Origin of the sequence: Bacillus cereus group sp. BfR-BA-01408 (assembly GCF_022663305.1) — a bacterium.
Classification (GTDB): Bacteria; Bacillota; Bacilli; order Bacillales; family Bacillaceae_G; genus Bacillus_A; species Bacillus_A pacificus.
Window position 1 is genome coordinate 53,134 of sequence record NZ_JAKUFF010000005.1, and the last position, 24,280, is coordinate 77,413.

Below are 24,280 nucleotides of genomic sequence, written 5' to 3' on the forward strand. Positions count from 1 at the left end.
AACGGCAATGTAATCTACATATATTTTTGCCAATAACAAGAAAAGAAAAACCTTTTCCTACATTTATATCATAAAATGATGAATGACTCAACAAATGAAAACGCTGTTATATTAGTTATTACGTTTTGCAATCAAATCGCAAATAGATAGTAAATATTCATCTTGTAATTGCAAGGAACTAATAGCATCTTTTGCTTTTGCAATCGTTTCTTCTAAAATATCCTTTGCTCTATCTACAGTAAATAACGTCGTATATGTGCTCTTTTCGTTGGAAACATCACTACCAATCGGTTTTCCAATCTCTTCTTCGGTTCCTTCCACATCTAAAATATCATCTCGAATTTGGAAAGCTAGGCCGATATATTTTGCAAACTCAAGTAATTTTTCTTCCTGTTCTTCTGTGGCATTAGAAAGTATCGACCCTGCAAGTACAGCGAATTCAAGTAGTTTCCCAGTCTTATGCTTATGAATATACTCTAGCTCATCAATCGTAAGCTGTTTCCCTTCCGCTTCCATATCTGCTACTTGTCCGCCAACCATTCCCTCTGGCCCTGCCGCCTTTGCAAGCTCAAGAACAAGTCTTACTTTTTTCTCAGCAGAGATTTCCTTTTGCTCATATGCCATAATAACTTGAAAAGCATATGTCAACAAACCATCTCCTGCTAAAACTGCCATCGCTTCACCAAATACTTTATGATTTGTGGGCTTCCCTCTTCTTAAATCATCATCATCCATACAAGGTAAATCATCATGAACTAACGAGTATGTATGTATCATTTCAAGAGCACAAGCTGCACCTACACCAAGATTTTTTTCTTTACCAAACGCTTGTAATGTTGCAAATAAAAGTAACGGGCGGAGACGCTTTCCACCCGCTTCCAAAGAATATGCCATCGCTTCACGAAGTACATTTGGACATTGTAATTCATTTGCATAGCTTACAAGCTTCTCTTCTACGAAAGTTTTACTTTCTTTCAAAAAAGTATCAAAAGCAATTGTCACTATGCTTCATCTCCTAAAGCAGTAAACGGTTCAAGCACTCCATCTTCCCCAAGAATAACTGCCATTTGTTCTTGTACGTTCTTCAACTTCTCATCACAAAGCTTAGATAATTCCATACCCTCTTTAAAATAAGAAATTGCTTCTTCTAAAGGTACGTCACCTTGCTCTAACTTAGAAACGAGGTGCTCAAGTTGCGAAATTGCCTCTTCAAAGCTTAATTTATTTTCCATTATTCAATTCACGCTCCTCTATTCCTGATACGCTACAATCTAGTATTCCATCTTGTAATTGAACTGAAACAGCATCTCCAAGGCTAACATCTTTCACACTTTTTAACACTTGCTTCTCTTCATCATATACAAGCCCGTACCCTCTCATCATTACTTTAAGCGGACTTAGCGCTTCAAGTTTTTGAGCAGCTCTTACAAAGGCAAATTCTTTCGTTTGAAGTAACGTTTGCATTTCACGTTGCAATTGCTTTTGCAATGTTTCAACTGCTACCTTCGTTTGCATAATTTTTTGAGATGGGTGGTGCTTCTCTAAATAAAATGAAAGCTGTTTTAACTGATTTACCTTTTTATCAATATAGCGCTCTTTCGCTAACACAAGCTGTTCTAACGCTCTATCCAATTGCTCTTCTTTTTGCTCATATACTTGTCTTGGATAACGGAACGCATAAGATTTTTGCAATACTTGTAGTTTTTCTTCTTTTTTATGTACTAACTCTCTCATTGCTCTTTGCAACCTTAGAGTTCTTTGTAATACCTTTTCTTGTAACTCGATAATATTAGGCGCTGCCAGCTCAGCCGCTGCAGTTGGTGTTGGTGCTCTTAAATCGGCAACAAAATCCGCAATTGTAAAGTCTGTTTCATGGCCTACTGCTGAAATAATAGGGATCTCACTCTTGAAAATAGCTCTTGCAACCATTTCTTCGTTAAACGCCCACAATTCCTCAATAGAACCTCCACCGCGCCCAACGATTAGGACATCTATCCCTTCCATTTCATTCGCTGTACGGATCGCTTGTACAATTGAGGGAGCTGCTGACTCCCCCTGTACAAGTACTGGAAACACAATAACATTTCCAATTGGATAACGACGTTTAATCGTTGTTATAATATCACGAATCGCTGCTCCTGTTGGTGACGTAATCACACCTATTGTTTTCGCATAAGGAGGGATTGTTTTTTTATAAACTTGAGAAAACAATCCTTCTTCCTCTAAACGAACCTTTAATTGTTCGTAAGCTAAATGCAGGTTTCCGACTCCGTCAGGCTGCATGTCTTGAATATAAATTTGATAAGAACCACTCGCCTCGTAAACAGAAATTTTCCCTTTCACGAGTACCTTCATCCCATTTTCAGGTCTGAATTTAATATTACGATTATGACCCGCAAACATAACCGCTGCGATTCTTGCATTTTCATCTTTCAATGTAAAATACATGTGGCCACGGCTATGATTTTTAAAGTTGGAAATTTCACCTTTTAACCAAACAGACTGTAAATGCGGATCATATTCTATTTTTGTTTTTATATAGCGTGTTAACGCTGTAACGGTTAAATATTGTTTCTCCATTTCTCTCTCCTCATAGCCGACTCAAATTATTTACAAACGACACCTGCACGCTTAGCCGATTCAACAGTATTATGAAGAAGCATTGTGATCGTCATTGGACCAACACCCTTTGGCACAGGTGTAATGTAACCTGCAACATCTAACACGTTGTCAAAGTCAACATCACCACAAAGTTTTCCTGTTTCTAAACGGTTTACACCAACGTCAATTACAACCGCTCCTTCTTTCAGATAATCAGCTGTTACCATTTTAGGTCGTCCTACTGCTACGATTAAAATATCAGCTAGCTTCGTTAACTCTTTCATATTTTGCGTCTTTGAATGACAGTATGTGACAGTTGCATTTTCATTTAAGAACAATTGTCCCACTGGCTTGCCGACAATATTACTTCTTCCAATTACTACAACATGTTTTCCCGAGATATCAAGATTTGTTTCTTTTACTAACTCTACAATACCATGCGGTGTACATGGAAGGAATGTATCTTGTCCCGTCATCATACGTCCCACGCTGATTGGGTGAAATCCATCTACATCTTTTTCTGGTGAAATTCTTTCAATGATAGCTTTTTCTTCAATATGTTTTGGTAAAGGTAATTGCACTAATATGCCATTAATGCGGTCATCTCCATTTAAGCGATCGATTTCAGCAAGCAAACGCTCCTCCGTAATTGTTTCAGGAAATTCAATTAGCTCTGAATAGATTCCTACTTGTTCACAGCCCTTTTCTTTTCCTTTTACATAAGAACGAGATGCTGGATCTTCTCCAACTAAAATAACTGCTAATCCTGGTACAATCCCTTGCTCTTTCAACTTCACAACTTCTTCTGTTAATTGTGCTCGTTTTTTCTCCGCAACTTCATTTCCTTTGATGATTACTGCTACCATTTTAAGATTCCCCCTTAAAGAAATTACAGTGTATCTTTTATATTAGATAAAACGCCGTTAATAAAACGACGAGATTCCTCATCCCCAAATGTTTTAGCAATTTCAATTGCCTCGTTAATTGTTACGTTGTGCGGAATTTCTTCCATATATTTCATTTCATACACAGCTACACGTAAAATACTGCGATCAACAATACTAATACGCTCAAGCTTCCATTTTTTTAAGTTTTGACGAATCGCTTCATCAATTACTTCTTTATTTTCTACAAAACCTACTACAAGTGATTCTAGAAACTCATTTGTTTCTTCACCTTCATCTAGCGTGTTTTCCACCGCTATTTTCGGTTCTAATTCACCTGTAATATCCATTTGATATAATGCTTGCATAGCTCTTTCTCTAGCCGTCCTACGTTTCATTGTAACTCTCCTTTATGCTTCAAGTCTTTCCTTATGCTTTGTTATATTATTATAATTTATAAGCCGTCAATTCACTTACTCTTACAGTTTTCATTGATTTTCCAACCTTATAATACAATGATAATAACACAATTTATCGTTTCACACACGGGTTACAAGGCTGAAAAATAATAAAAAGATTAACTTCAAGTTCCATATCTTATCACAATGTACGTTTTTTGGTAAAACGAAACATTTTCTTTTTTATTTCCCATTTTTTGAAATAGTATAATAATTAGAGGATTGTAATTTGTGAAGAAACGAAACGATAAAAAAGATGCCTATGTTACTAGGCACCTTTTTCATTCTTACACTGGTTCGATTTCTGTTTTTTGTGTTTCGAATGTTACGCCAACGATGTGAACATTCACTTCTTTTGGCTCAAGCCCTGTCATTGTAAAGAGTGCTTGGCGGATGTTGTCTTGAATCTTTTGTGCAACAACTGGAATTGCTACGCCAAAATACATCACAACATAAAGGTCAACGATAATATCTTCGTTTGCTAATTCAACCTTTACACCTTTACCATGATTTTTCTTACCTAACTTCTCAACAACATCTGTAGCAAAATTACCACGCATTGCCGCTACGCCTTCTACCTCAGCAGCTGCAATACCTGCGATTACTTCAATTACTTCTGGTGCAATTTCTACTTTACCAAGAGTTGTATCTTGACCCATATCTAACATATGTTCAGCCATGAAAAAAACCTCCTTTAATGTATCACTGCGTCACAAGTTCATGCTCTTCCAAAAATTTCGTATTAAACTCACCTTTTACAAAATCAGGATGATCTAACAATTGCAAATGGAACGGGATTGTTGTATGTACGCCTTCAACGACAAACTCACTGAGTGCACGCTTCATTTTTGCAATTGCCTCTTCACGTGTTTTTCCGTGAACAATTAATTTAGCAACCATCGAATCATAGAAAGGTGGGATTGAATATCCCGGATATACAGCTGAATCGACGCGAATACCAAATCCGCCTGGTGGTAAGTACATTTCTACTTTACCTGGAGATGGCATAAATTTTTTGGCAGGGTTTTCCGCATTAATTCGGCATTCAATTGCCCAACCATTAAATTGTACTTCTTCTTGCTGTAACGATAACTTTTCTCCAGAAGCAACAAGAATTTGTTCTTTAATTAAGTCTACCCCTGTTACCATTTCAGTAACTGGATGCTCAACTTGGATTCTCGTATTCATCTCCATGAAATAAAAGCTTTTCGTTTTATATTCATAAATAAACTCAACCGTACCAGCACCTGTATAATCAACCGCTACCGCCGCTTTAACTGCCGCCTCACCCATCTGCTTACGCACATTTTCATCAAGTGCTGGTGATGGACTTTCTTCTAGTAGTTTTTGCAAGCGGCGCTGAATTGTACAATCACGCTCTCCTAAATGAATGGCATTTCCGTGTGTATCTGCCATTATTTGAATCTCAACATGGCGGAAATCTTCAACGTACTTTTCTAAGTATACACCAGGGTTCCCAAAAGCGGTACTAGCTTCTTGCTGTGTAATTTGAATTCCTTTTACAAGCTCTTCTTCATGGCGCGCAACACGAATACCTTTTCCGCCGCCACCTGCAGTCGCTTTAATAATAACAGGATACCCAATTTGATTCGCAAGTTCGATCGCTTCTTCGGTATTTTTAATAATTCCTTGTGAACCTGGTACAATCGGAACCCCTGCTTCTTTCATTGTATCACGAGCAACGTCTTTTGTGCCCATCTTTGAAATAGCTTCTGGACTTGGACCGATAAAAATTAAGTTACACTCACGGCATAACTCTGCAAAATCTGCATTCTCTGCTAAAAATCCGTATCCCGGATGAATTGCATCGCAGCCTGTTAACTTCGCAACACTAATAATGTTCGTCAAATTTAAATAGCTTTCTTTCGAAATCGTTGGTCCTACACAATACGCCTCATCAGCAATTTGTACGTGAAGTGACTCTTTATCTGCTTCTGAATAAATTGCGACTGTTTCAATATCCATTTCTTTACAAGCACGAATAATTCGTACAGCAATTTCCCCACGATTGGCTATTAATACTTTTTTTATCATCACAAAGACTCCCTTATTACGCTTTTACAAGAAATAGCGGTTGTCCATACTCAACAAGCTGTCCGTTATTAACAAGAATCTCAACAATTTCTCCATCTACATCTGCATCGATTTCGTTAAATAACTTCATAGCCTCGACAATACATACGATAGAATCTTTCGATACTCTATCCCCTACACTTACATATGGAGGCGTATCAGGAGAAGAAGAAGAATAGAATGTACCTACCATTGGTGATGTAATTTTATGTAGGTTTTCATTCTGAACAGCTTTTTTCTCTTCTTGTTTTGGCACTTCCACTTGTGCTGCCGCTACTGTTGTTTCAACTTCAACAGGTGCTACTGGTTGCACGGCTTGTTTTGCTACAGGTGCTTGCACCGCAACAACTTCATTACCACGCTTTTTCATTTTGATTGTCGTACCATCTTTTTTGTATTCAAATTCATCAATATTAGAGCTATCAATTAATTTAATTAATTCACGAACTTCTTGAATTTTAAACATGTAAAATCCACTCCCATACTCTTGTTTGTCCCGTTTTTACAGATTTCTCGTCACTAAAAACTAGATTGACTGTAAAAATACGATGTACTCTATTAGATCCTGCATTTCATTTACTAATAGAAATAGTTACTATTTCCATCTTACGATAAATTTTTTAAACATTCCAATTTATATTTCTTTATAATAAATCGAAATTCCTGTAAAAATGTTATCCCATTAAAAACTTAATACCTAGTAATAATACCAAGTTTCACATGAAATTGGCAAGACCACTTCCTAAAAAACATCCACTACTTATTCAAAACTGTACACAGTAACCCCCCACTCCCTCTCTACTCTTCGCCACATCTATAGTCAATAACGTATTTTTACCAAATATTATTTTTTTGTTTACACGTCGTTCATCATTCCTTCATATAAGAATAGTATGTTCAAAGTGTAGAAAATATATTGTATCGAGGTGTGGACATATGATATGGCTCATTCTCTTCTTACCTGCCGTAATGGTCTGGGCATTCGTTCTCTTCATCCACGTCAAATCCGGAAAAAGTAATCACCGCTACCATGAACCACTAATCTTTTACTCACAACGTATTTCTCCGTTCCGAGTTGAACATAGTAAAAACAATTACAAAGACGAAACAGAAAAAAGCTATCGAAAATGATAGCTTTTTTTCTATTATTATTTTTACCCCACTGATTAAAATTTCACTTTATCTAACTATTTTCAAACAATCCGAGTCTTAAAAACGAATAATCCGCGGAGGATTTCCCCGCGGATTATTCGTTTTATTTTGTTGGTGGATCAAATTTTACACCTACATCTTTTGATCCGCCTTCACTTCTTACAAGTTGTATAATTTTATTCGCTTCTTTTTGTGAATGTTTTGCTGCTTTTACAGTCACTTTAATGTCAGTTCCATCAGCTCTTACAAGGGCATCTTTATATCCACCTTGAGATTTAATTACTGTCTCAAGTAATTCTTGCTTCGTTTCCATTGTCGTAATGGCATCAAAATTTTCTTTCGCTTTATTTTTTTCTGTTGCTGAAGCTTTTGTTGAACTCATCACTTCTTGTAATTTTGCTTTTTGTTCACTTCGCTGATCTTCCATTTGCATACGTAACGCTGTAAAATTCTCATCACTTGATTGAACTGTTACGTTAGCTTCTTTTTTACTTGTTTCTTTTGTAGCACTCTCTTTTTTATCTGTTTCTTTGTTTGTTTCTTTATTTGATGTTTCCTTGCTTGTATTCTCTTTTTTTGGCGTTTCTTTAGGTGCTTCATTTGTTACTGCTTTATCAGTACCTTGTTTTTCTTGTCCAATCTTTTCACCTGTTGTCGGCGATGCTGTATTCATTTTTTCTGGAGTTGTTACGTAATACACAGATAGTACAACAACTAAACTCAACATCGTTAATAGCCAAACCGTTTGTTTTTTTAACACTTTATTTCCTCCCTATCAATTTTTCGGTGATACTGAAACGCGATGGGCTGGTACATCTAGCAGCCGTATGACAGCTTCTTTTACCATCGCTTTAACTTGTATATTATCCACTCCCTTTGCTACGACAAGAACACCTCGCACTTTCGGTTTCTCTGTTCGTAAAACAACGGGAGTTTCTTTATCCCCTTCACGTATAATGACTGTCTTTTCATCAAGAGACTCATCTTCTACTTCCCTCTTGCCACCTGTTTTATCTGTTTCACCTGTTGTTTGTGAACGTTTCACTGTATTTTTTTCTAATATTTTTTCCTCTGATGAGTCCAAATTCACATTAATCGTTACATCTTTTACTCCTGCTATTTCTTCTAAGGCTGCTTTTAATTCTTGCTCATACGCTTTTTCATATTTTTCTACATTTGACATATTATCATTATTTTTTTGTCCAAAAGTTGGTACGTCTTTTTCTTGGTTTTGAGTTTTTTGTTCTTTAAATACAGGTACTTCTTCTTTTTTACTTGAAAAAAAACTACTAGAAAACATAAGCAACATTCCAAGTATGAGTAGGACAAGTAAGAACTTAGGTGTTACCTTTTTTCCCTTCTCATTACTTTCTTTTTCATCTCCATTCAATAAGTTTCGAAAAAATGAGAACTTCGAATTTTTATCTTTATTGTCCATTTACTCTACCTGTCCTCCCTTCCATTTGAACTTGGATTTGTTTATTCTCTAGTTGCCACCTGCTTGAAAAGAAGTCTTTCATTTCTCCATTCGTTTCCTCTACTTTTTTCGGTGGTTCTTTCGTGTTAATTTCAACTGGTTTTACTGTTTCGATTGCATCATTTTTACTACGCTCTTTTTCTTTCAACGTTACAACAACAGATTGAATATCTTTCGCTGACTTTACTTCCGCTGTGCTTTCCGCTGCGACTATTTGTATTTCAGAGACTGACATACCATACTGTTTCTCAAACTCTTTTCCTACTTCTTTTTTCATTTTGGTAGCCATCTCTTCTAAACTATATGCACGTGTTAGAGCTTGTATTTCTTTTTTCTTCGAATCTATTGAATTTTTTACAGATCCTTCTGCTACGTACTTCTCTTCATTAAAATTTGCGATTACTTCATTTACATCTGTTTGCAATAGTTTAAATAGAGGCGTTAAAATTAAAACAACTAATAATAGACTTACAACGAATTTAACGTACTTTTGCAAATTAGAATTTGGAAGAATAAGATGAAGCATTGTCGCTAAGAGTAAAAAAACGATAATATTTCTAATCCACTCTGTAACAAATTGCATACTCTTCACCTCCTACCGCATCATAAGTGTAATATTCCCCGCAGCAATAATAATTGTGATACTTAAAAAGAACATAAACGATACGATAGCTAAGCAAGCAAATACATAAATAATGCTCCGTCCAATGATATCTAAACATTGAATAATTGCTCCGCCGCCAACTGGTTGCAATACTGCTGCTGCGAACTTATAAATAAATGCTATGCAAAAAATTTGAATCGCTGGAAAAGCGACAATTAAACATAGAATGACGAGTCCGATAATTCCGACTGTGTTTTTTAATAATCCCGACGCACTAATAACTGTATCCGCCGCCTCTGTAAACATTCTTCCTACTACGGGAATAAAGTTTCCTGTTACAAATTTAGCTGTTTTCACAGCGATTCCATCAGCAACAGCTGTCGCTGTTCCTTGTACAGATAATACGCCTAAAAAAATCGTTAAAAAGATACCGATAATCCCGACGCTAACGTTTTGGAGAAGCTTGGACAATTTCGTAACTTTATATTGATCACTCATCGTACTTACAATACTTAATATCGTTGCAAGTAATAAAAGTGGTAGAACGATATAATTCATCAAAAGCCCACTCGTATTCATTAAGAAGATGATAATCGGATGAAAAAACGATACGGATACAACACCGCCCCCTGTTGCTATAAGTGCAAGCAAGATTGGCAATAACGCTAATATGAAATCTACCATTGTTTGTATCGTTTCTCTTGCATATGTCATGACGACATAAAAGCTATTTAAAGCGAAAATAATCAGTACCATATATACAACCGCATCGGCTATTTTACTTACACTACTCTTTGAAAATGCCGATTGCAGTGATTGCAATAATGCACTAAAAATTGTGAGCATAATGAGCGTTCCAAGTAGTTTCCCATTTGCAACAAGCTCGTGAAATAAGTACTTTAATAAACCTAGCATCCACTCTTTTATAGAAATTTCTTTTTCTCCCTTTACAAACTCCATAAAGCTACCTTTTTGACTCTCTGGTAAGTAACCTCCATATTTTGTAACAAGCCCGTCCCAAAATTGCTTCACATCTTCAATTCCGAGCTTATCCAATTGTTGATCAACGACGTTTGTCTCTACAGGAGAAGCTTGTACAACAACCGGTAAAGAAAAGAAAAGGAAGCAAGCAAATAGCAGCTTAGCTCCAAACCCCCTCAACATTCACTCCCCCTTATCCCGTCGGTAAAAATCCGAGAATAGTTTCAATTACAACCGTCAAAATAGGGATCGCCATAACGAGAATTAAAATCTTTCCAGCTAATTCAATTTTCGAAGCGATTGCCCCCTGCCCTGCATCCTTTGTAATTTGCGCTCCAAACTCAGCGATATAAGCAATCCCAATAATTTTTAGCAACGTTTCTACATATACGTTGCTAACTTTCGCTTCACTCGCTACTCTCTCAATCATTTGTAAAATAGCGTGAATTTGATCAATTAAAAGAAGGAACATTACGCTACCTACGAACACAATAAATAATGACGTAATGCTAGATTTATGCTGATTCAATACAGCTGCTAAAAACGTAGCAACGAGGCCTAATCCGACAATTTGTATAATTTCGATTCGAACCGCCCCCTTTACTGGAAGAGAAAGACACTTTTAATCTTGTCGAATAGTGTATTAATTAAAAATGCGACATGAAATAAAATAACGACAAAACCGACGAGGATAACCCAATTTGCAATATCCTCACGCTTTAATTCTTTTAGTACAGTATGAATGAAAGCTAAAACAATGCCGATTCCGGCGATTTGAAATATTAATCCAACATCAATGGACATCGCCTTTCTCCCCCCTATAGCAGTAAAATTACGATAAGTAGCCCCGCTAGTACTCCTAAGCTCTTAATCATCTTTTCATATTGCAGTTGTAATGCTTTCGCTTCTTCTTCTTCTCTCTCTAAATGTGTAATACATAAGCGAATATGTTTTTGTTGTGATTCACGATCATGTTGTCCGAGCGTTTCACCAAATTGCTGCAAAATCTCATACTCCGTTTGTTGAAATGCTGTTAGCTTCCAATTTTCTTTCAAACTATCTATCCAAGCTTCTCTAACTGTTTGTTCTCCACTTTCTAGCCTGCTAGCGAAACTTTGAAATATCCAATTTAACGGCTTCGGCATTTGTTTCACTAATCGCTCAGCGGCTTCAGACAACGGTGTATGCCCATACATAATTTCTGCCTCTAATGATTGCAGTGCCGCTTTTAATAATCTAAGTTGCCTCGGTCTCTCACTGTATCTTTTGGCGTATGAAAACCCGAAAAAGGTGCTGACCGCAACGATTAACACTGCACCAAATATTTTCACCATACGCTCTCAGCCTTTCTATGAGGTAATACCGGTTTTCCATATTTATCTTTCACTTGCATAACTGTTCCTGGCCCTCTTGCTTTTGACAATTCCACAAACCTATCAAAAATGCCGAGCTCTAGCACTGCCTTTAATGATGGGCGTTTCACAACATCATCATAGGAAAATCCATGTGCACTTATAAAAAGCTGAACCCCTGCATGTACAGCCTCCATAATTGCTTCACTATCTTCTTTACGCCCAATTTCATCCACAATTAATATATCTGGGCTCATAGAACGGATCATCATCATCATTCCTTCAGCTTTTGGACATGCATCTAACACATCTACTCGTGTGCCAAAGTCATATTGCGGGATGCCTTTCACACAGCCAGCAATTTCTGACCGTTCATCAACAATCCCGACTTTACAAGAAGGAATTTTCGAGGTACTTACACCTTGACTCATGCAACGCGCTACATCTCTTAAAAGTGTTGTTTTCCCCGTTTGTGGCGGGCCAATTACCATCGTGTTTAACCATCGTGATTCATACAAATACGGTAAAAGCGGTTCAGCAATTCCTATTTTTTGACGAGCAATACGAATATTAAAAGAAGAGACATCTCGAATCATTTTCACTGTGCTTTTTTCTGTAATGACTTTTCCTGCTAAGCCAATTCTATGCCCACCTCGAAGTGTTACATACCCACGCTTTAATTCTTCTTCCATCGTATAAATTGAGAAGTGACTTAACTTATTCAATAAGTAAATAGCATCATCTGCTGTAACGACATAGTCATAAAAAAACACTTCACCATGAGCAATACACTCTAGCGGTCTTCCAATTCGAACACGGATTTCCTCTAGAGCATCGTACTGCTTACAACTTTCCACTAACTGCTTCATCGTTTTCGGTAAAACTTCTAATACTTCTTTCATCAGCTTCGCCCCACTATACTCGACTTACTTATTTCAACAACGCGATAAAAATGCAGCCAATTCCAAGCGTTAAAAAAAAGAGTTTCAAGAAAGAAATCTCGCTTGCCACACTCGCTATACCTATTGTCATTGTTAAAATTAATACGGTCGGTCCAACAAACGCCAACATACTATTTATAAACAATGCTTTCTTTGCATCATTCACATAGAGCATAAGCAAAGCAGCAAATATTTCCGCACTACCTGAAAATAATCGAAGCGCTCCCATAACAAGCACGGATGTTTCCATTGCCGCTAGCCACTGTTTCATTCTCCCACCCTCTCCCATAACGGTTACTAGTGCGTATGCTAAAAAAGAATATATTTGTACAACCATATGCAGAGGTTGTCTATTTCAGAATTAAAAACATAATTTTTCTCTACCGTCTATAATAATTTGAATATTCTTAATAATTATGGTATTTTATGGTATATTTATTGAAAAGGAGGGAAAATGATGCAACGAGTTACTTTATTACCACTCGATTTCCGTTATGCAAATGCGATTTTCAAGCTATCAAGTGATCCACATGTAAAAAACGCATTAGGAATAAAAGTAGAAACAATCGAAGACACGAAAGCATTCCTTCTTTTCGCCATAGAAGAAGAACGCCAAAAGAAGTCTTTATCGAGAGTGATTGTAAATGAAGAGAATGAAATAATTGGTCTCACCACACTTAAACATATTAATTACGAGAAGAAACAATCTCACATTGGTAGTTGGCTCGGCTATCCGTACTGGGGAAAAGGATATAATGAGGCTGCTAAAAAAGAAATTTTTAAGATTGCTTTTTTAGACTTACAACTTTCCTACGTATTTGCTGGTGCTAAAACGAATAATATTCGCTCGTTAAAAGCACAAGAAAAACTCCCTTATATTTCATTGCATGTGGAAGATACGTTCCCTGATGAACATTCTGCCTTAGAGAATGAAGTAAAATCTTCTTGTGTACTACATGCTGTGTCACGTGAGGACTTTCTCAATTGGCTAGACCTACAAAAGGAGGAGGAAAAATATGAAGATATTGAAAATTAGTTTAACCGTTGTAGTAGAAGTAGCTCTTATTTATCTTTTTTCATTATTGGTCGGTTGGTCATTTATGGAGGCCTTTTTTCTTGGTAGTTTAGCGATATTTGCAATTACGTGGTTCATTATTATGAGTAATCATAGAAACAACATTACGGATCACGCAATAAGTAAAACATTAACTGGCGTTGAGACTGGCGAGATAAAACCATTTCAAATTGTTTTGACTCCATATATTATGGGCACCCTTTCACTTGTCTTAGTTAGTTTTGTTATACCAGCGATTTATTATTTGCCCTATTTTCTATAAAAAAAGCACTCGTGATAATCACGAGTGCTTTTCTACTATGCGCGAGAAACGTATTTACCTTCACCAGTGTTGATGATAAGTGTTTCGCCTTCGTTAATGAAGATTGGTACTTGTACAACAAGGCCAGTTTCTAATGTAGCTGGTTTTGTTACGTTAGAAGCAGTATCACCTTTAATACCTGGCTCTGTTTCTGTAACTTGTAATTCAACTGTGTTTGGAAGTTCAACACCAAGTACTTCGCCTTGGTAAGTCATAATAGATACTTCCATGTTTTCTTTTAGGAATTTAAGCTCGCGCTCGATTTGTTTTTCACCAAGTTCGATTTGCTCATAAGTTCCGTTATCCATAAATACGTGAGACTCACCGCTTGCGTATAAGTATTGCATACGACGGTTTTCGATGTGTGCTTTTTCCACTTTCTCACCAGCACGGAACGTTTTCTCTTGAACAGAACCTGTGCGAAGGTTACGTAGTTTAGAACGAACGAATGCAGCACCTTTACCTGGCTTTACGTGTTGGAAATCAAGTACTTGCCAAAGGCCATTATCCACTGCAATTGTTAAACCTGTACGAAAATCGTTTACTGAAATCATGTAAAAAAATCCTCCTGTGTATTACAAAATAATAAGTTCTTTTGGTGATTTCGTAATTACTTCATTACCTTCACTTGTCACAATGATATCATCTTCAATACGTACGCCGCCAATACCTGGAATATAAATACCTGGCTCTACTGTTACAGCCATACCTGGTTCAAGCACTGTATCAGAACGGAATGCTAAACCTGGTGCTTCATGGATTTCAAGACCGATTCCATGACCAGTAGAATGTCCGAAGTATTCACCGTATCCTTTTTCCGTTATGTAATCACGCGTTAACGCATCCGCTTCACGGCCAGTTAAACCAGCTTTAATACCGTTCACACCACGTAATTGTGCTTCTAAAACGATATTATAAATTTCTTTCAATTTATCAGATGGTTCACCAACTGCAATCGTACGAGTAATATCAGAGCAATATCCTTTGTAATAAGCGCCGAAGTCTAATGTAACGAAATCTCCTGTTTCTATCACTTTTTCAGATGCCACGCCGTGCGGTAATGCCGAACGAAGACCTGAAGCAACGATAATATCAAACGAAGAAGATGTTGCTCCTTGTTTTCTCATGAAAAATTCAAGTTCATTTGACACTTCAATTTCAGATACTCCCGGGCGAATGAATGATAGAATATGTTCAAAGGCAGCATCTGCAATCTGTGCAGCTTCCTTTAATATCTTAATCTCTGAATCAGTCTTTATCAAGCGTAACTTTTCTACAAGCCCAGAAGTTGGGATAAATTCAGCATCAATCGCTTCTTTATGAGCTGAATAAGAACTATATGTAAGAGTATCTTGCTCAAAGCCAAGCTTTTGAATTCCTAATTTTTTCACTTGCTTTGCAACTTCATCAATAATTAATCCTGCATGCTGTACAATTTCGTATCCAACCGCTTGTTTAGTAGCTTGCTCTACGTAACGGAAATCTGTAATAAATTGAGCGCGGTTTTTCGAAATGAGTACAACACCAGCTGTTCCTGTGAAGTTAGCCATATATCTACGACTATGTTCATTTGTTAACAAAATACCGTCAATACCAGCCTCATCAAATGCACTTCTTAATCTTTCGATTTTCTCCATTACTTTATGCCTCCCTCAATTTCTCCATTAATGCAAATAACGCTAACTTATAGCCATAAAAACCAAATCCAACAATTTGTCCCGCACAAACAGCTGCCGTCACAGATTCGTGACGGAACGACTCACGCTGATGAATGTTAGAAATATGTACTTCAATAACAGGAATCGAAATGCTTGCAATTGCATCTCGAATCGCATAGCTATAATGCGTAAATGCTCCAGGATTTAAAATGATCCCTTCATATATATCTTCCGCCTCATGAATACGATCGATAATCGCACCTTCATGATTCGATTGGAAACATTCTAACTCCACTCCCATTGTTTCTGCTTCTTGCTTCATATCTGCTTCAAGTGTCGCTAGCGTGCCCTTTCCATATACATTTACCTCCCTGACACCGAGGCGATTTAGGTTAGGACCGTTTACGAGGAGTACCTTTTTCATATGTTTAAAACTCCTTAATATTAAATATCTATATAACATTTTAACATAGGAGTTACTTATTTGAATAGTTTGTCTTCTCTCCTCCTTCTCGCCCAGCTTTATTTGTATTTACTGCATAGGAAACAGAGTATGCTATAAACACACCATACAATATAAAAATGCATATCGTCGTCACAATTGTTTCTTTCGGTAAATGGAGTGCACTTTTAATAGCAGGCGCTATTAACCCCACTCCGAAAAATAGTAACGCCCACCAAAATAGACCATAAATCATCCCTGGAAGAACTCCTTCAAACTTTGCCAAAAACGCTTTATACAAAAAGGCAATTAAAATCGAAAGTAGTCCCATACAAACAATTCCTGACACATTTCCCCATACCCCTTCTTTCCAACTTCCAAAGGCAAATGGTAATAATAAATAGTTCGGTCCCGCTTCTGTAAATGAAAATATATGAAGGAAATACCATATCCCTCCCCAAAACAGTCCACCAAATAAACCAATTTGTACAAAATTCCTTGTTCCTAATTGTTCTTGACTCACATCGACACCTCCGCTCAATAGTATGCCCGAAACTATTTTGAACCATGTTTAAATACTGCGAAATTTGTCTATAAAAAGAATAAGAAATGTCCGACTCTCGTAACATTTTTCCTTGTCATCTACTTGTATTTGTCGATAAAATAAAGGAAACTCGGTGATTGTCTTATTTCAAAACGACAGAACCCAGTATGACAATTGCCTCTTTTTCTACATAAGAGAGAAACAAATACAGGTTGGTGTTAACATGGCAGAAGAGTCAAAACAAATATATGGCGGGCAAGCAGTCATAGAAGGAGTTATGTTTGGCGGTAGAGAATATACTGTTACAGCGGTTCGTCGTAAAGATAAATCGATTGAATTTTATCGATTACCACGCGTTCGTAATAAAGCATTATCTATCCTGAAAAAAATTCCATTTTTACGAGGGATTGCCGCTATTGTGGATGCAAGCGCGAACGGGGCAAAACATTTAAACTTTGCTTCAGAACGATTTGATGTTCACCCAGAAGAAGATGAACAAATTGCAAATAAAAAAGAAGAACAATCGAAGTTAACGATGGTATTAGGAGTTGCAGCAGTTGGCGTTTTATCTTTCATATTCGGTAAAGTCATTTTCACAGCAGTTCCTGCATTACTAGCTGAATTAACGAGACCGATTTTCCCATCTCATACAGGGCAAATCATTGTCGAAAGTGTCATTAAGCTCATGCTATTATTGAGCTATATATACTTTATTTCTTTAACGCCACTCATTAAGCGGGTATTTCAGTACCATGGTGCGGAGCATAAAGTCATTAATGCCTATGAGAATAATCTTTCATTGACTGTAGAAAATGTTCAAAAACAAACTCGCCTTCATTATCGTTGTGGCAGTAGCTTCATTATATTTACAGTCATTATTGGAATGTTTGTTTATTTCCTTGTCCCTACAGATCCACTTTGGGCCAGAGTGGTAAACCGAATTTTATTAATTCCAGTCGTTCTCGGCATTTCTTTTGAAGTGTTACAATTTACGAATCGATTACGCGATATTCCAGTATTACGCATACTTGGATATCCCGGATTATGGCTACAACTATTAACAACGAAAGAACCAACAGATGATCAAGTGGAAGTAGCCATTGCATCGTTTGAAGAATTATTACGTTTAGAAAACAAACAATAATTATTTAAAAATGGTGTTCAACTCCTTTCCTCATCGTTAATATACTAATTTTAATATATGTTTTTAGGAGGTGTTCCTTATGAACGGTCGTTCGTTTACTTTCGCTATATTTGTGCTTATTATCGGATTAGCAATATTCGGCCTTGTTTCATCTGTCATTACAGATCCAATGGGAGTGTTAAGAAATATTGGTATCATGTTGGCTGTCGTTGGTATCTTTTATTTACTCTACAAAATGTTTACAAACTCTAGCGGTTCAGCAAATTCGCAAAGCTCATATAAGCGTGCTGCAAAACAATCGAGCCGCAAACACGGGAAACAAAACGTAGCACCCCTAAGCAATTCTTTCTTTAAATCAAACGCTTCTAATGACAAAGGGAAAAAAGGGAATCTTTCTTCTTTAAAGCGAAAAAGAAAACAATCTCATTTAACTGTCATTGAAGGTAAAAAAAACAAAAAGAAAGACCGTGCTTCCTTTTAGGAAATACGGTCTTTCTTTATATTTTGCAGTACTTCTTTCAAGCTTTTATCTTTCATACTTTCAATTCGAAGATGATGATTTGCAAATGGTAAATTACGTGTCACATCATTAGGTACAACGACGCACGTTAACCCTGCTGCAATCACTGCTTTCAATCCGTTTAACGAGTCTTCAAATACAACAGCCTCAGACGGATCAATCCCTAAATCTTCTATCGCAATTTGATAAAGTGCTGGATCTGGTTTTACCTTTTCAACATCTTCTCTCGTTTTAATAACTTCAAAATAATCTCGAATTTGTAGCTCTTCTAAAAAAGGAATCACCCATTCTCTAGATGAACTAGATGCTAACGCGATTTTTAATCCCATTTCTTTCGCTTCTTGTAAGTATTCTTTTACCCCGTCACGAGCTTCTGGTGTTTTCATTTTTTCTTTATGTAAAATTTTCACTTTTTCTTTTAATGCATGCTTGTTAAACTTCTCTTTTAATTGCTCATTTAAATATGCATACAGTACATCATCTGTCGTTCCAATACACTTTGCAAATTCTTCTAAAGGTAACTCCTCACCGTACTCACGAACGGCGTCTCTGAAAGAGTGAAACCATATTGTTTCTGTGTCCACAATTAATCCATCAAAATCAAAAATAATTGCTTTCATAATTCTCCCATCCTTTTCGATTGAAATAAAAAAGGAAACGACTTACGTTCCCCTTAATTACTTTTCTCTTCATTTGCTTTTTGAACGCCACGAAGTGTTTCCACTCGAACCTCATCTTGTTCAAAGTATTGCACTAAATCACCAATGCGATCAATTGCTTCCCAGCTTAAATGATGTTCAATTCCTTCTACATCATTGTAAATCTTACTTTCATCCACACCGATAATACGCATAAATTGCTCTAACAATTCATGACGATATACGAGACGTTCTCCGATTTTTTTACCTTTTGATGTTAATACAAGCCCTCTATATTTTTCATAAATTAGATATTCATCTTTGTCTAATTTTTGCACCATTTTTGTTACAGAGGATGGATGTACACTAAGCGCTTCAGCAATATCAGATACGCGGGCATAACCCTTTTCATCAATCAACAAATAAATTTGTTCAATATAATCTTCCATACTAGGGGTAGGCATCGGTTTCCTCCATCCAATTTCATTTTGCTCATTCCGTACGAAGCAATCAATAAAATGATACACCAGAAAGAATAACGTGACAAGTTGAAAACAAGCCTAAATATATAAAACAAAAAGAATCTGTATTTGCATACAGACTCCTCTTAAGTGAAGTATTGTATTTCTGCATCAGGAAAAAACTCATGTATATAACCTCTTATTGTTTCTTCTAATACTGCTGCGTCATCTTTTTTATATACGTATTTCCCAATGCCGTACCGTCCCCATTTATATTTTCGCTTCTCTTCATCCATTTCAAGCTTTGTATTCGGATAACGCTCTTGTATGACCTTTTTTGCAGGTTTTGTAAAGCGATGTTGAATTAATTCAAATGTTAAATTCGGTATCGACAAATCTTTTAATGCATTATACAGTCGCTCAAATAGTTCACGATATCCTTCTTCCCATCCTTCATGCATATAAAGCGGCGCAACTATAAAACCAAGTGGATAACCCGCGCCTGCTACTTTACGAGCCGCTTCAATTCGTTCTTCAAACGGTGACGTCCCTGGCTCAAAATTTTTAATTACATACCGTGAATTAATACTAAACCTGAAACGAGTTTTCCCGTTATGTTTTGCATCTAACAAATGATCAACGTGCGAATATTTCGTAACGAAACGTAAACGCCCATGCTCACTTTCTCCAATGAATTCGATCGCGCGCTTTAATGCATGTGTTAAATGATCGATCCCAACGATATCTGATGTACAAGCAGCTTCAAACCTTGTTATTTCAGGTGCTCTTTCATCCATATATTGCTGTGCCTTCTCAAATATTTCATCAAGATTCACATACACGCGAACGTAAGGCTTACTCCCAAGTGTCGTTTGCAAGTAACAATAATGACAATGTCCCATACATCCTGTTGCGAGCGGAATTGCATATTCAGCTGACGGCTTTGACGTATCAAACTTTAATGTCTTCCTCACCCCAACGACAAGCGTTGCCTTTGCATTACGATACTTTTGCAAATCATTTTCACCCGGCAAATTTCTAATTTGATTATGGGATGTCGTTTCACGAATCTCTAGTCCCATCTTCGTAAACTTCTCATACAGCTCTTTTCCAAGTGGATATTCCAGTGCCTTCGGTTCAAAGTAAACGAGTTTTGGCATAAATGGTTTCATATGCTTCCCTCCTCTCGTTAGTATGGGAAACGATGAAAAATTAACACGCATTAAAGTTTTCCACTTCAGTAACTTGCGTTGCAAGTTACTGAATGTTATAATTTGGATAACAGCTACCTTGCACAGCAAGTTACCTGAGTAAAAGGTGGTGAAATCATGCACAGCCAAATGTTAAAAGGTGTGCTCGAAGGTTGCATCCTATACATCATTTCACAAGAAGAAGTGTACGGATATGAACTGAGTACAAAATTAAATAAACACGGATTTACATTCGTAAGTGAAGGAAGCATATATCCGTTATTGTTACGTATGCAAAAAGAGAAATTGATTGAAGGAACATTAAAAGCCTCCTCACTTGGCCCAAAGAGAAAATATTATCACGTAACGGATAAAGGATTAGAACAGCTTGAAGAATTTAAACAAAGTTGGGGAATGGTTTCAACAACGGTGAACAATTTATTACAGGGGGAGTGATGAGGATGGAAGCGAAAGATTTAATCGAACTAAATAACCAAAAGCGTAAATTATTAACTACAGAAAATGAAAACGCCTATAGCGACATGTTAATATACATCCGCTTAGCTAAAGTGCCAGAATACCATGCGGAAGAATTGCTAATTGAAATTCTAGATCACCTTATTGAAGGGCAGCAAGAAGAAAAAAATGCTTATGATATGTTCGGCGATGACTTACAGGCATACTGCGATGAACTAATTGCTGCCCTACCTAAGCCAAGTTTATGGGAACAATTATCGATTCCTTTATTTATAACTAGTTATTTATTAGCAATATATTTTGCTGTTTCTTCCGTAATTGCATTGGTATTTCCCTTATTTTCAAATGAAGCACGTTTTAAATTTGTACACATCGATTTCATTTATCTGCTTGCATTTATATTGTCCGTACATCTTATGATACGTTTTGTTTTCGATTTTATAAATACTGATTTATTTAAAAATAAAACAACTATTTGGAGGCATATTGGAGGATTTTTCATACGCCATAGCCTATGGATACTATTAATCGGTATTTCCTTTTTATTTATTAAACAGCCCTATACTACATTACAAATCTCACCTTGGATTGGCGCTTTACTGGCTATCTCTTGCTATGCACTATACAAAATCTTCTTCAAAAGAGAATATTTAGACTTTAAAAAGGAGTAACGATACGATGACCGAAAAAGAAATGGTTCAGTTAAACAATGAAAAAAGAAAGTTATTAACAGCTGAAAACGAAGCTGCTTATGGTGATATGCTTATTTATTTACGCCTTACTAGCGTTCCACAAAAACAAATGGAAGAATTACTTTTAGAAATATTGGATCATCTTTTAGAAGCGCAAGAAGACGGTAAAACTGCACATGACATTTTCGGAGAAGATTTAAAAGCGTACTGCGATGAATTAATTAAGTCTTCGGAACATCAAAATCCTTTCCAACAAGCTGCCGTTATTGGGTTTGCAGTTAGTTTATTATTATCTGTTCAAATTGGATACGATACATTCACTACTCTTATACAAAAATTATTTTCAAATACAAACACTTCAGGAATCCCATTTAGTATTCCTGGAACAATATTATCTGCTATTGTTTTAGCAATTGGCGCTTTCATAACTTTTTCTTTATTTAGACGTTTTTCTTTTACAATAATGGTTTCCTGGAAACAAAAAGTACTCCTCTTATTATCAGTATTTATACCTTTTATCTTATCAGTTTTTTCAAACGTATTTTTCAAAACACGCCCATACTTATTTTATAATTTGTCTATTTTGCAAGGTGCCCTTGTTACACTTTCTTTTTATATTTTATACAAATTTTTATATAAAACATCTAAATTTTAACAGCCCTTCAAAAGGCTGTTTTTCTTCTGTCTAATTTTACAAATTGAAAAATTTCATAAAGAAAATAAGAAAAATGCAAAATAATTAAAGTTAATTGTTGACGTGATGCTTTTATTATCGGTATCATAAATCTTCGTGAGCAATTATTTTTCGTTATACGATTTTTTTATTATTACTGAATTTTTGAGAGGAGAAATTAGATGTCAGTTAAGAAGAAAACGCAAGTACGCACCGGCAAAATGGTACGTGAACTAATGTTAGCAGACGAAGATGTAAGTGCTTCGCTAATTATGGTATATAGTGAAAACGGTGTAAACGCAGAAATTAAAATCGAGGGCTTAACGCCGAAATGTAACGAAGAATTATTTTTGAGCGGAAACGTGGATTGGAACAAGAGTGTTATTTATAAAATTGTTGATTTCACTGGAAACGCTGAAGTTGGTAAAGTTACATTAACAGCGATGAACAAAAATAATGTTTCTCTAGAAATAGAACGCGTTATGTGGAGTAAAGAAAATAAAGAGGCTGCTGAACAAGAAGAAACAGTTGTAGAAGCTACTCCGAAAAAAGAAGTAATTGTAGAAGCTCCAAAAGCAGTTACACCTGCTCCAAAGACTGTTACACGTGTGGAAACACCTGCTACAGCACCAACACCTAAGCCTACTCCGGCACCGACACCGAAGCCAGTAAGTGTAGAAGCAGCTGTAGAATTATCTACTCCAGCACCTGTGAAACGAGAAGTACCAACTCCGGTTACAAAGCAAGAGACAGCACCGGTCGCGCCTGCAAAACCGAAGCAACCTGCTTTGACTGAAACAAATTCAAAACTACAAGAAAATTATGTGAAACTCGTGAAAAAGACAATTGAAGTTTGTCAAGATTACGAGCTTGGCATCGACATAGATGATTCTATTGAAGGCTTAAAAGAAGAACTACAAAGCCAAGGTATTAGCGTTACATTTGACAAAGAAATTATGGACGTTGTCAATCGCCTTCGTTCTTTACAAGATAAAGGAATCAAAGTAGAAAAAGTACTTAATTTACTATAAAAAAATAAGAGGCGGCAATTGCCACCTCTTATTTTTTATAATTCCATTCTTTACTTTCATACTTTTCTTTTGCTAACGTTTGCACTTCATGTAATTGTTCTTCTGTTAATTCATACGGAACAAGCTCTACATCTAATCCTTTTTCAAACCCAACCTCAAACGCTTTAATTAACTGCTCGATTGTAAACGTACGGTCTGTTAATTCATTAATTGCTACCGCTTTAGAAGAGAACATACTCTTCATGCGTTCTTTCACACGTTCATTCGGGAATAAAAACAGATCATACAACTCATCTAAATCTATTTCTAATGGAATCGACCCGTGCTGTAAAATAACACCTTTTTGACGTGTTTGCGCACTACCTGCGATTTTTCTTCCTTCTACTACAATTTCATACCAAGACGGTGCATCAAAACATACGCCTGAGCGTGGATTTTTCAAATTTTCACGATCTGCTTCTGTTTTTGGAACTGCATAATACGCTTCTAACCCTAATGCTTTAAAACCATCTAATAAACCTTGCGAAATAACACGATACGCTTCTGTAACTGTTTTTGGCATATTTGGATGATCTTCAGACACAATAACACTGTACGTTAATTCTTTATCATGTAGTACCCCCCTGCCGCCTGTTTGACGACGAACGAATCCATATTTCTTTTCGTTAACTACATCCATATTAATATCTTTTTCAACGCGCTGGAAATACCCGACTGTTAATGTTGGTACTTCCCATTCATAAAAGCGAATAGTTGGTGGCATTTTCTTTTCACTTTGCCAATTTAATAAACATTCATCTAACGCCATATTAAATGCCGGTGAACATTGACCAGAGTTAATATAACACCATTTTTCTTTTCCCATCCTGCACCTCATATAACCAATTATT

General features: G+C 36.4%; 34 protein-coding genes. 9 read left to right on the forward strand and 25 right to left on the reverse strand.

The genetic code is table 11. From position 1 onward, the window contains the following. Positions 1 to 111 precede the first annotated feature (111 nt). The 8 genes from ispA to accB all read right to left on the reverse strand — a co-directional run bounded on the left by ispA (position 112) and on the right by accB (position 6,503). Positions 112 to 1,002, reverse strand: a complete 891-nt coding sequence (gene ispA / locus MR083_RS04570) for a (2E,6E)-farnesyl diphosphate synthase (RefSeq protein WP_000150362.1) — start codon at positions 1,000 to 1,002, stop codon at positions 112 to 114. Next, positions 1,002 to 1,232, reverse strand: a complete 231-nt coding sequence (gene xseB / locus MR083_RS04575; protein WP_000428425.1) for an exodeoxyribonuclease VII small subunit — start codon at positions 1,230 to 1,232, stop codon at positions 1,002 to 1,004. The genes ispA and xseB overlap by 1 nt, the downstream gene beginning before the upstream one ends. Next, positions 1,222 to 2,580: an exodeoxyribonuclease VII large subunit gene (xseA, locus tag MR083_RS04580; protein WP_000415266.1), complete on the reverse strand. Its 1,359-nt coding sequence runs from the start codon at positions 2,578 to 2,580 to the stop codon at positions 1,222 to 1,224. Before xseA ends, xseB begins: the two co-directional genes overlap by 11 nt. A gap of 26 nt (positions 2,581 to 2,606) precedes the next feature. Beyond that, on the reverse strand, positions 2,607 to 3,467 hold the full coding sequence (folD, locus tag MR083_RS04585) for a bifunctional methylenetetrahydrofolate dehydrogenase/methenyltetrahydrofolate cyclohydrolase FolD (protein ID WP_000226727.1): 861 nt from the start codon (positions 3,465 to 3,467) through the stop codon (positions 2,607 to 2,609). A gap of 23 nt (positions 3,468 to 3,490) precedes the next feature. Continuing rightward, positions 3,491 to 3,883, reverse strand: a complete 393-nt coding sequence (gene nusB / locus MR083_RS04590; protein ID WP_000830243.1) for a N utilization substance protein NusB — start codon at positions 3,881 to 3,883, stop codon at positions 3,491 to 3,493. A 347-nt stretch (positions 3,884 to 4,230) separates the two neighbouring features. Continuing rightward, complete coding sequence (locus tag MR083_RS04595) at positions 4,231 to 4,623, reverse strand: Asp23/Gls24 family envelope stress response protein (RefSeq protein ID WP_000807630.1); 393 nt, start codon at positions 4,621 to 4,623, stop codon at positions 4,231 to 4,233. A gap of 22 nt (positions 4,624 to 4,645) precedes the next feature. Then, positions 4,646 to 5,998 (reverse strand): acetyl-CoA carboxylase biotin carboxylase subunit, encoded by a 1,353-nt coding sequence (gene accC / locus MR083_RS04600; RefSeq protein WP_000592876.1) that lies wholly within the window; start codon positions 5,996 to 5,998, stop codon positions 4,646 to 4,648. Positions 5,999 to 6,014: 16 nt separating this feature from the next. Further along, entirely contained in the window at positions 6,015 to 6,503 is a 489-nt protein-coding gene (gene accB, locus MR083_RS04605; RefSeq protein WP_000472870.1) for an acetyl-CoA carboxylase biotin carboxyl carrier protein, read from the reverse strand. 470 nt (positions 6,504 to 6,973) lie between these two features. Between accB and MR083_RS04610 the strand changes: the two genes are divergently transcribed. Next, positions 6,974 to 7,168 (forward strand): hypothetical protein, encoded by a 195-nt coding sequence (locus MR083_RS04610; RefSeq protein ID WP_033678013.1) that lies wholly within the window; start codon positions 6,974 to 6,976, stop codon positions 7,166 to 7,168. A gap of 124 nt (positions 7,169 to 7,292) precedes the next feature. Here MR083_RS04610 and MR083_RS04615 read toward each other — a convergent pair whose 3' ends face one another. From MR083_RS04615 to MR083_RS04655, 9 genes are read right to left on the reverse strand one after another with little or no spacing between them, the layout of a single operon-like run. Further along, the gene (locus tag MR083_RS04615; RefSeq protein ID WP_000914730.1) at positions 7,293 to 7,949 is read right to left on the reverse strand and encodes a SpoIIIAH-like family protein; all 657 of its coding nucleotides are present in this window, start codon (positions 7,947 to 7,949) and stop codon (positions 7,293 to 7,295) included. 15 nt (positions 7,950 to 7,964) lie between these two features. Then, the gene (spoIIIAG, locus tag MR083_RS04620) at positions 7,965 to 8,627 is read right to left on the reverse strand and encodes a stage III sporulation protein AG (protein WP_000368876.1); all 663 of its coding nucleotides are present in this window, start codon (positions 8,625 to 8,627) and stop codon (positions 7,965 to 7,967) included. After that, positions 8,617 to 9,249, reverse strand: a complete 633-nt coding sequence (spoIIIAF, locus tag MR083_RS04625; protein WP_001161050.1) for a stage III sporulation protein AF — start codon at positions 9,247 to 9,249, stop codon at positions 8,617 to 8,619. Before spoIIIAF ends, spoIIIAG begins: the two co-directional genes overlap by 11 nt. Positions 9,250 to 9,261: 12 nt before the next feature. Further along, a complete protein-coding gene (gene spoIIIAE, locus MR083_RS04630) occupies positions 9,262 to 10,434 on the reverse strand; it encodes a stage III sporulation protein AE (protein WP_000943695.1) in 1,173 nt (390 codons plus the stop codon). A gap of 10 nt (positions 10,435 to 10,444) precedes the next feature. Beyond that, positions 10,445 to 10,828: a stage III sporulation protein AD gene (gene spoIIIAD / locus MR083_RS04635; protein WP_077317075.1), complete on the reverse strand. Its 384-nt coding sequence runs from the start codon at positions 10,826 to 10,828 to the stop codon at positions 10,445 to 10,447. Positions 10,829 to 10,851: 23 nt separating this feature from the next. Beyond that, positions 10,852 to 11,055 (reverse strand): stage III sporulation protein AC, encoded by a 204-nt coding sequence (gene spoIIIAC / locus MR083_RS04640; protein WP_000020914.1) that lies wholly within the window; start codon positions 11,053 to 11,055, stop codon positions 10,852 to 10,854. A 14-nt stretch (positions 11,056 to 11,069) separates the two neighbouring features. Next, complete coding sequence (spoIIIAB, locus tag MR083_RS04645; protein ID WP_000238697.1) at positions 11,070 to 11,585, reverse strand: stage III sporulation protein SpoIIIAB; 516 nt, start codon at positions 11,583 to 11,585, stop codon at positions 11,070 to 11,072. Further along, entirely contained in the window at positions 11,579 to 12,505 is a 927-nt protein-coding gene (gene spoIIIAA / locus MR083_RS04650; RefSeq protein ID WP_139866712.1) for a stage III sporulation protein AA, read from the reverse strand. Before spoIIIAA ends, spoIIIAB begins: the two co-directional genes overlap by 7 nt. Positions 12,506 to 12,533: 28 nt before the next feature. Further along, positions 12,534 to 12,815, reverse strand: coding sequence for a YqhV family protein (locus tag MR083_RS04655; protein WP_000816052.1), 282 nt, complete (start codon positions 12,813 to 12,815; stop codon positions 12,534 to 12,536). Between the two features lie 186 nt (positions 12,816 to 13,001). Between MR083_RS04655 and MR083_RS04660 the strand changes: the two genes are divergently transcribed. Together MR083_RS04660 and MR083_RS04665 are read left to right on the forward strand one after the other, a co-directional pair. Next, positions 13,002 to 13,580, forward strand: a complete 579-nt coding sequence (locus MR083_RS04660) for a GNAT family N-acetyltransferase (RefSeq protein ID WP_242268628.1) — start codon at positions 13,002 to 13,004, stop codon at positions 13,578 to 13,580. Further along, positions 13,561 to 13,881 carry a hypothetical protein gene (locus MR083_RS04665; protein WP_242268629.1) on the forward strand — a complete coding sequence of 107 codons (321 nt, stop codon included), beginning with the start codon at positions 13,561 to 13,563 and terminating at the stop codon, positions 13,879 to 13,881. The genes MR083_RS04660 and MR083_RS04665 overlap by 20 nt, the downstream gene beginning before the upstream one ends. A gap of 35 nt (positions 13,882 to 13,916) precedes the next feature. Here the strand turns inward: MR083_RS04665 and efp are convergent, their stop codons facing one another. The 4 genes from efp to MR083_RS04685 are packed head-to-tail and all read right to left on the reverse strand — an operon-like array spanning position 13,917 to position 16,543. Beyond that, positions 13,917 to 14,474 (reverse strand): elongation factor P, encoded by a 558-nt coding sequence (gene efp, locus MR083_RS04670; RefSeq protein ID WP_000626512.1) that lies wholly within the window; start codon positions 14,472 to 14,474, stop codon positions 13,917 to 13,919. Between the two features lie 21 nt (positions 14,475 to 14,495). Next, entirely contained in the window at positions 14,496 to 15,557 is a 1,062-nt protein-coding gene (gene pepQ / locus MR083_RS04675; protein ID WP_242268631.1) for a Xaa-Pro dipeptidase, read from the reverse strand. Between the two features lie 4 nt (positions 15,558 to 15,561). Beyond that, positions 15,562 to 16,002 carry a type II 3-dehydroquinate dehydratase gene (gene aroQ / locus MR083_RS04680; RefSeq protein ID WP_000757087.1) on the reverse strand — a complete coding sequence of 147 codons (441 nt, stop codon included), beginning with the start codon at positions 16,000 to 16,002 and terminating at the stop codon, positions 15,562 to 15,564. Positions 16,003 to 16,054: 52 nt separating this feature from the next. Next, positions 16,055 to 16,543, reverse strand: a complete 489-nt coding sequence (locus MR083_RS04685; RefSeq protein ID WP_242268633.1) for a YqhR family membrane protein — start codon at positions 16,541 to 16,543, stop codon at positions 16,055 to 16,057. A 244-nt stretch (positions 16,544 to 16,787) separates the two neighbouring features. Here MR083_RS04685 and MR083_RS04690 point away from each other — a divergent pair, with 244 nt between their 5' ends. Together MR083_RS04690 and MR083_RS04695 are read left to right on the forward strand one after the other, a co-directional pair. After that, a complete protein-coding gene (locus MR083_RS04690) occupies positions 16,788 to 17,708 on the forward strand; it encodes a DUF1385 domain-containing protein (protein WP_000807112.1) in 921 nt (306 codons plus the stop codon). Between the two features lie 79 nt (positions 17,709 to 17,787). Beyond that, entirely contained in the window at positions 17,788 to 18,189 is a 402-nt protein-coding gene (locus MR083_RS04695; RefSeq protein ID WP_001014446.1) for an SA1362 family protein, read from the forward strand. Here the strand turns inward: MR083_RS04695 and MR083_RS04700 are convergent. The 3 genes from MR083_RS04700 to splB all read right to left on the reverse strand — a co-directional run bounded on the left by MR083_RS04700 (position 18,186) and on the right by splB (position 20,499). After that, positions 18,186 to 18,848: an HAD family hydrolase gene (locus MR083_RS04700; protein WP_242268635.1), complete on the reverse strand. Its 663-nt coding sequence runs from the start codon at positions 18,846 to 18,848 to the stop codon at positions 18,186 to 18,188. The genes MR083_RS04695 and MR083_RS04700 overlap by 4 nt on opposite strands. Before the next feature lie 53 nt (positions 18,849 to 18,901). Next, positions 18,902 to 19,330, reverse strand: coding sequence for a transcriptional regulator MntR (gene mntR, locus MR083_RS04705; RefSeq protein ID WP_001143076.1), 429 nt, complete (start codon positions 19,328 to 19,330; stop codon positions 18,902 to 18,904). A 143-nt stretch (positions 19,331 to 19,473) separates the two neighbouring features. Continuing rightward, complete coding sequence (splB, locus tag MR083_RS04710; protein WP_000802119.1) at positions 19,474 to 20,499, reverse strand: spore photoproduct lyase; 1,026 nt, start codon at positions 20,497 to 20,499, stop codon at positions 19,474 to 19,476. Positions 20,500 to 20,655: 156 nt separating this feature from the next. Between splB and MR083_RS04715 the strand changes: the two genes are divergently transcribed. The 4 genes from MR083_RS04715 (at position 20,656) to MR083_RS04730 (ending at position 23,390) form a co-directional block, all read left to right on the forward strand. Further along, a complete protein-coding gene (locus tag MR083_RS04715; RefSeq protein ID WP_000556083.1) occupies positions 20,656 to 20,973 on the forward strand; it encodes a PadR family transcriptional regulator in 318 nt (105 codons plus the stop codon). A 5-nt stretch (positions 20,974 to 20,978) separates the two neighbouring features. Continuing rightward, the gene (locus tag MR083_RS04720) at positions 20,979 to 21,665 is read left to right on the forward strand and encodes a DUF1129 family protein (RefSeq protein ID WP_242268637.1); all 687 of its coding nucleotides are present in this window, start codon (positions 20,979 to 20,981) and stop codon (positions 21,663 to 21,665) included. Between the two features lie 7 nt (positions 21,666 to 21,672). Further along, positions 21,673 to 22,341, forward strand: a complete 669-nt coding sequence (locus MR083_RS04725) for a DUF1048 domain-containing protein (protein ID WP_242268639.1) — start codon at positions 21,673 to 21,675, stop codon at positions 22,339 to 22,341. 200 nt (positions 22,342 to 22,541) lie between these two features. Then, positions 22,542 to 23,390, forward strand: coding sequence for a hypothetical protein (locus tag MR083_RS04730; protein ID WP_000111937.1), 849 nt, complete (start codon positions 22,542 to 22,544; stop codon positions 23,388 to 23,390). Positions 23,391 to 23,418: 28 nt separating this feature from the next. Here MR083_RS04730 and MR083_RS04735 read toward each other — a convergent pair whose 3' ends face one another. Further along, a complete protein-coding gene (locus MR083_RS04735; protein ID WP_000514079.1) occupies positions 23,419 to 24,255 on the reverse strand; it encodes a lipoate--protein ligase family protein in 837 nt (278 codons plus the stop codon). Positions 24,256 to 24,280 lie beyond the last annotated feature (25 nt).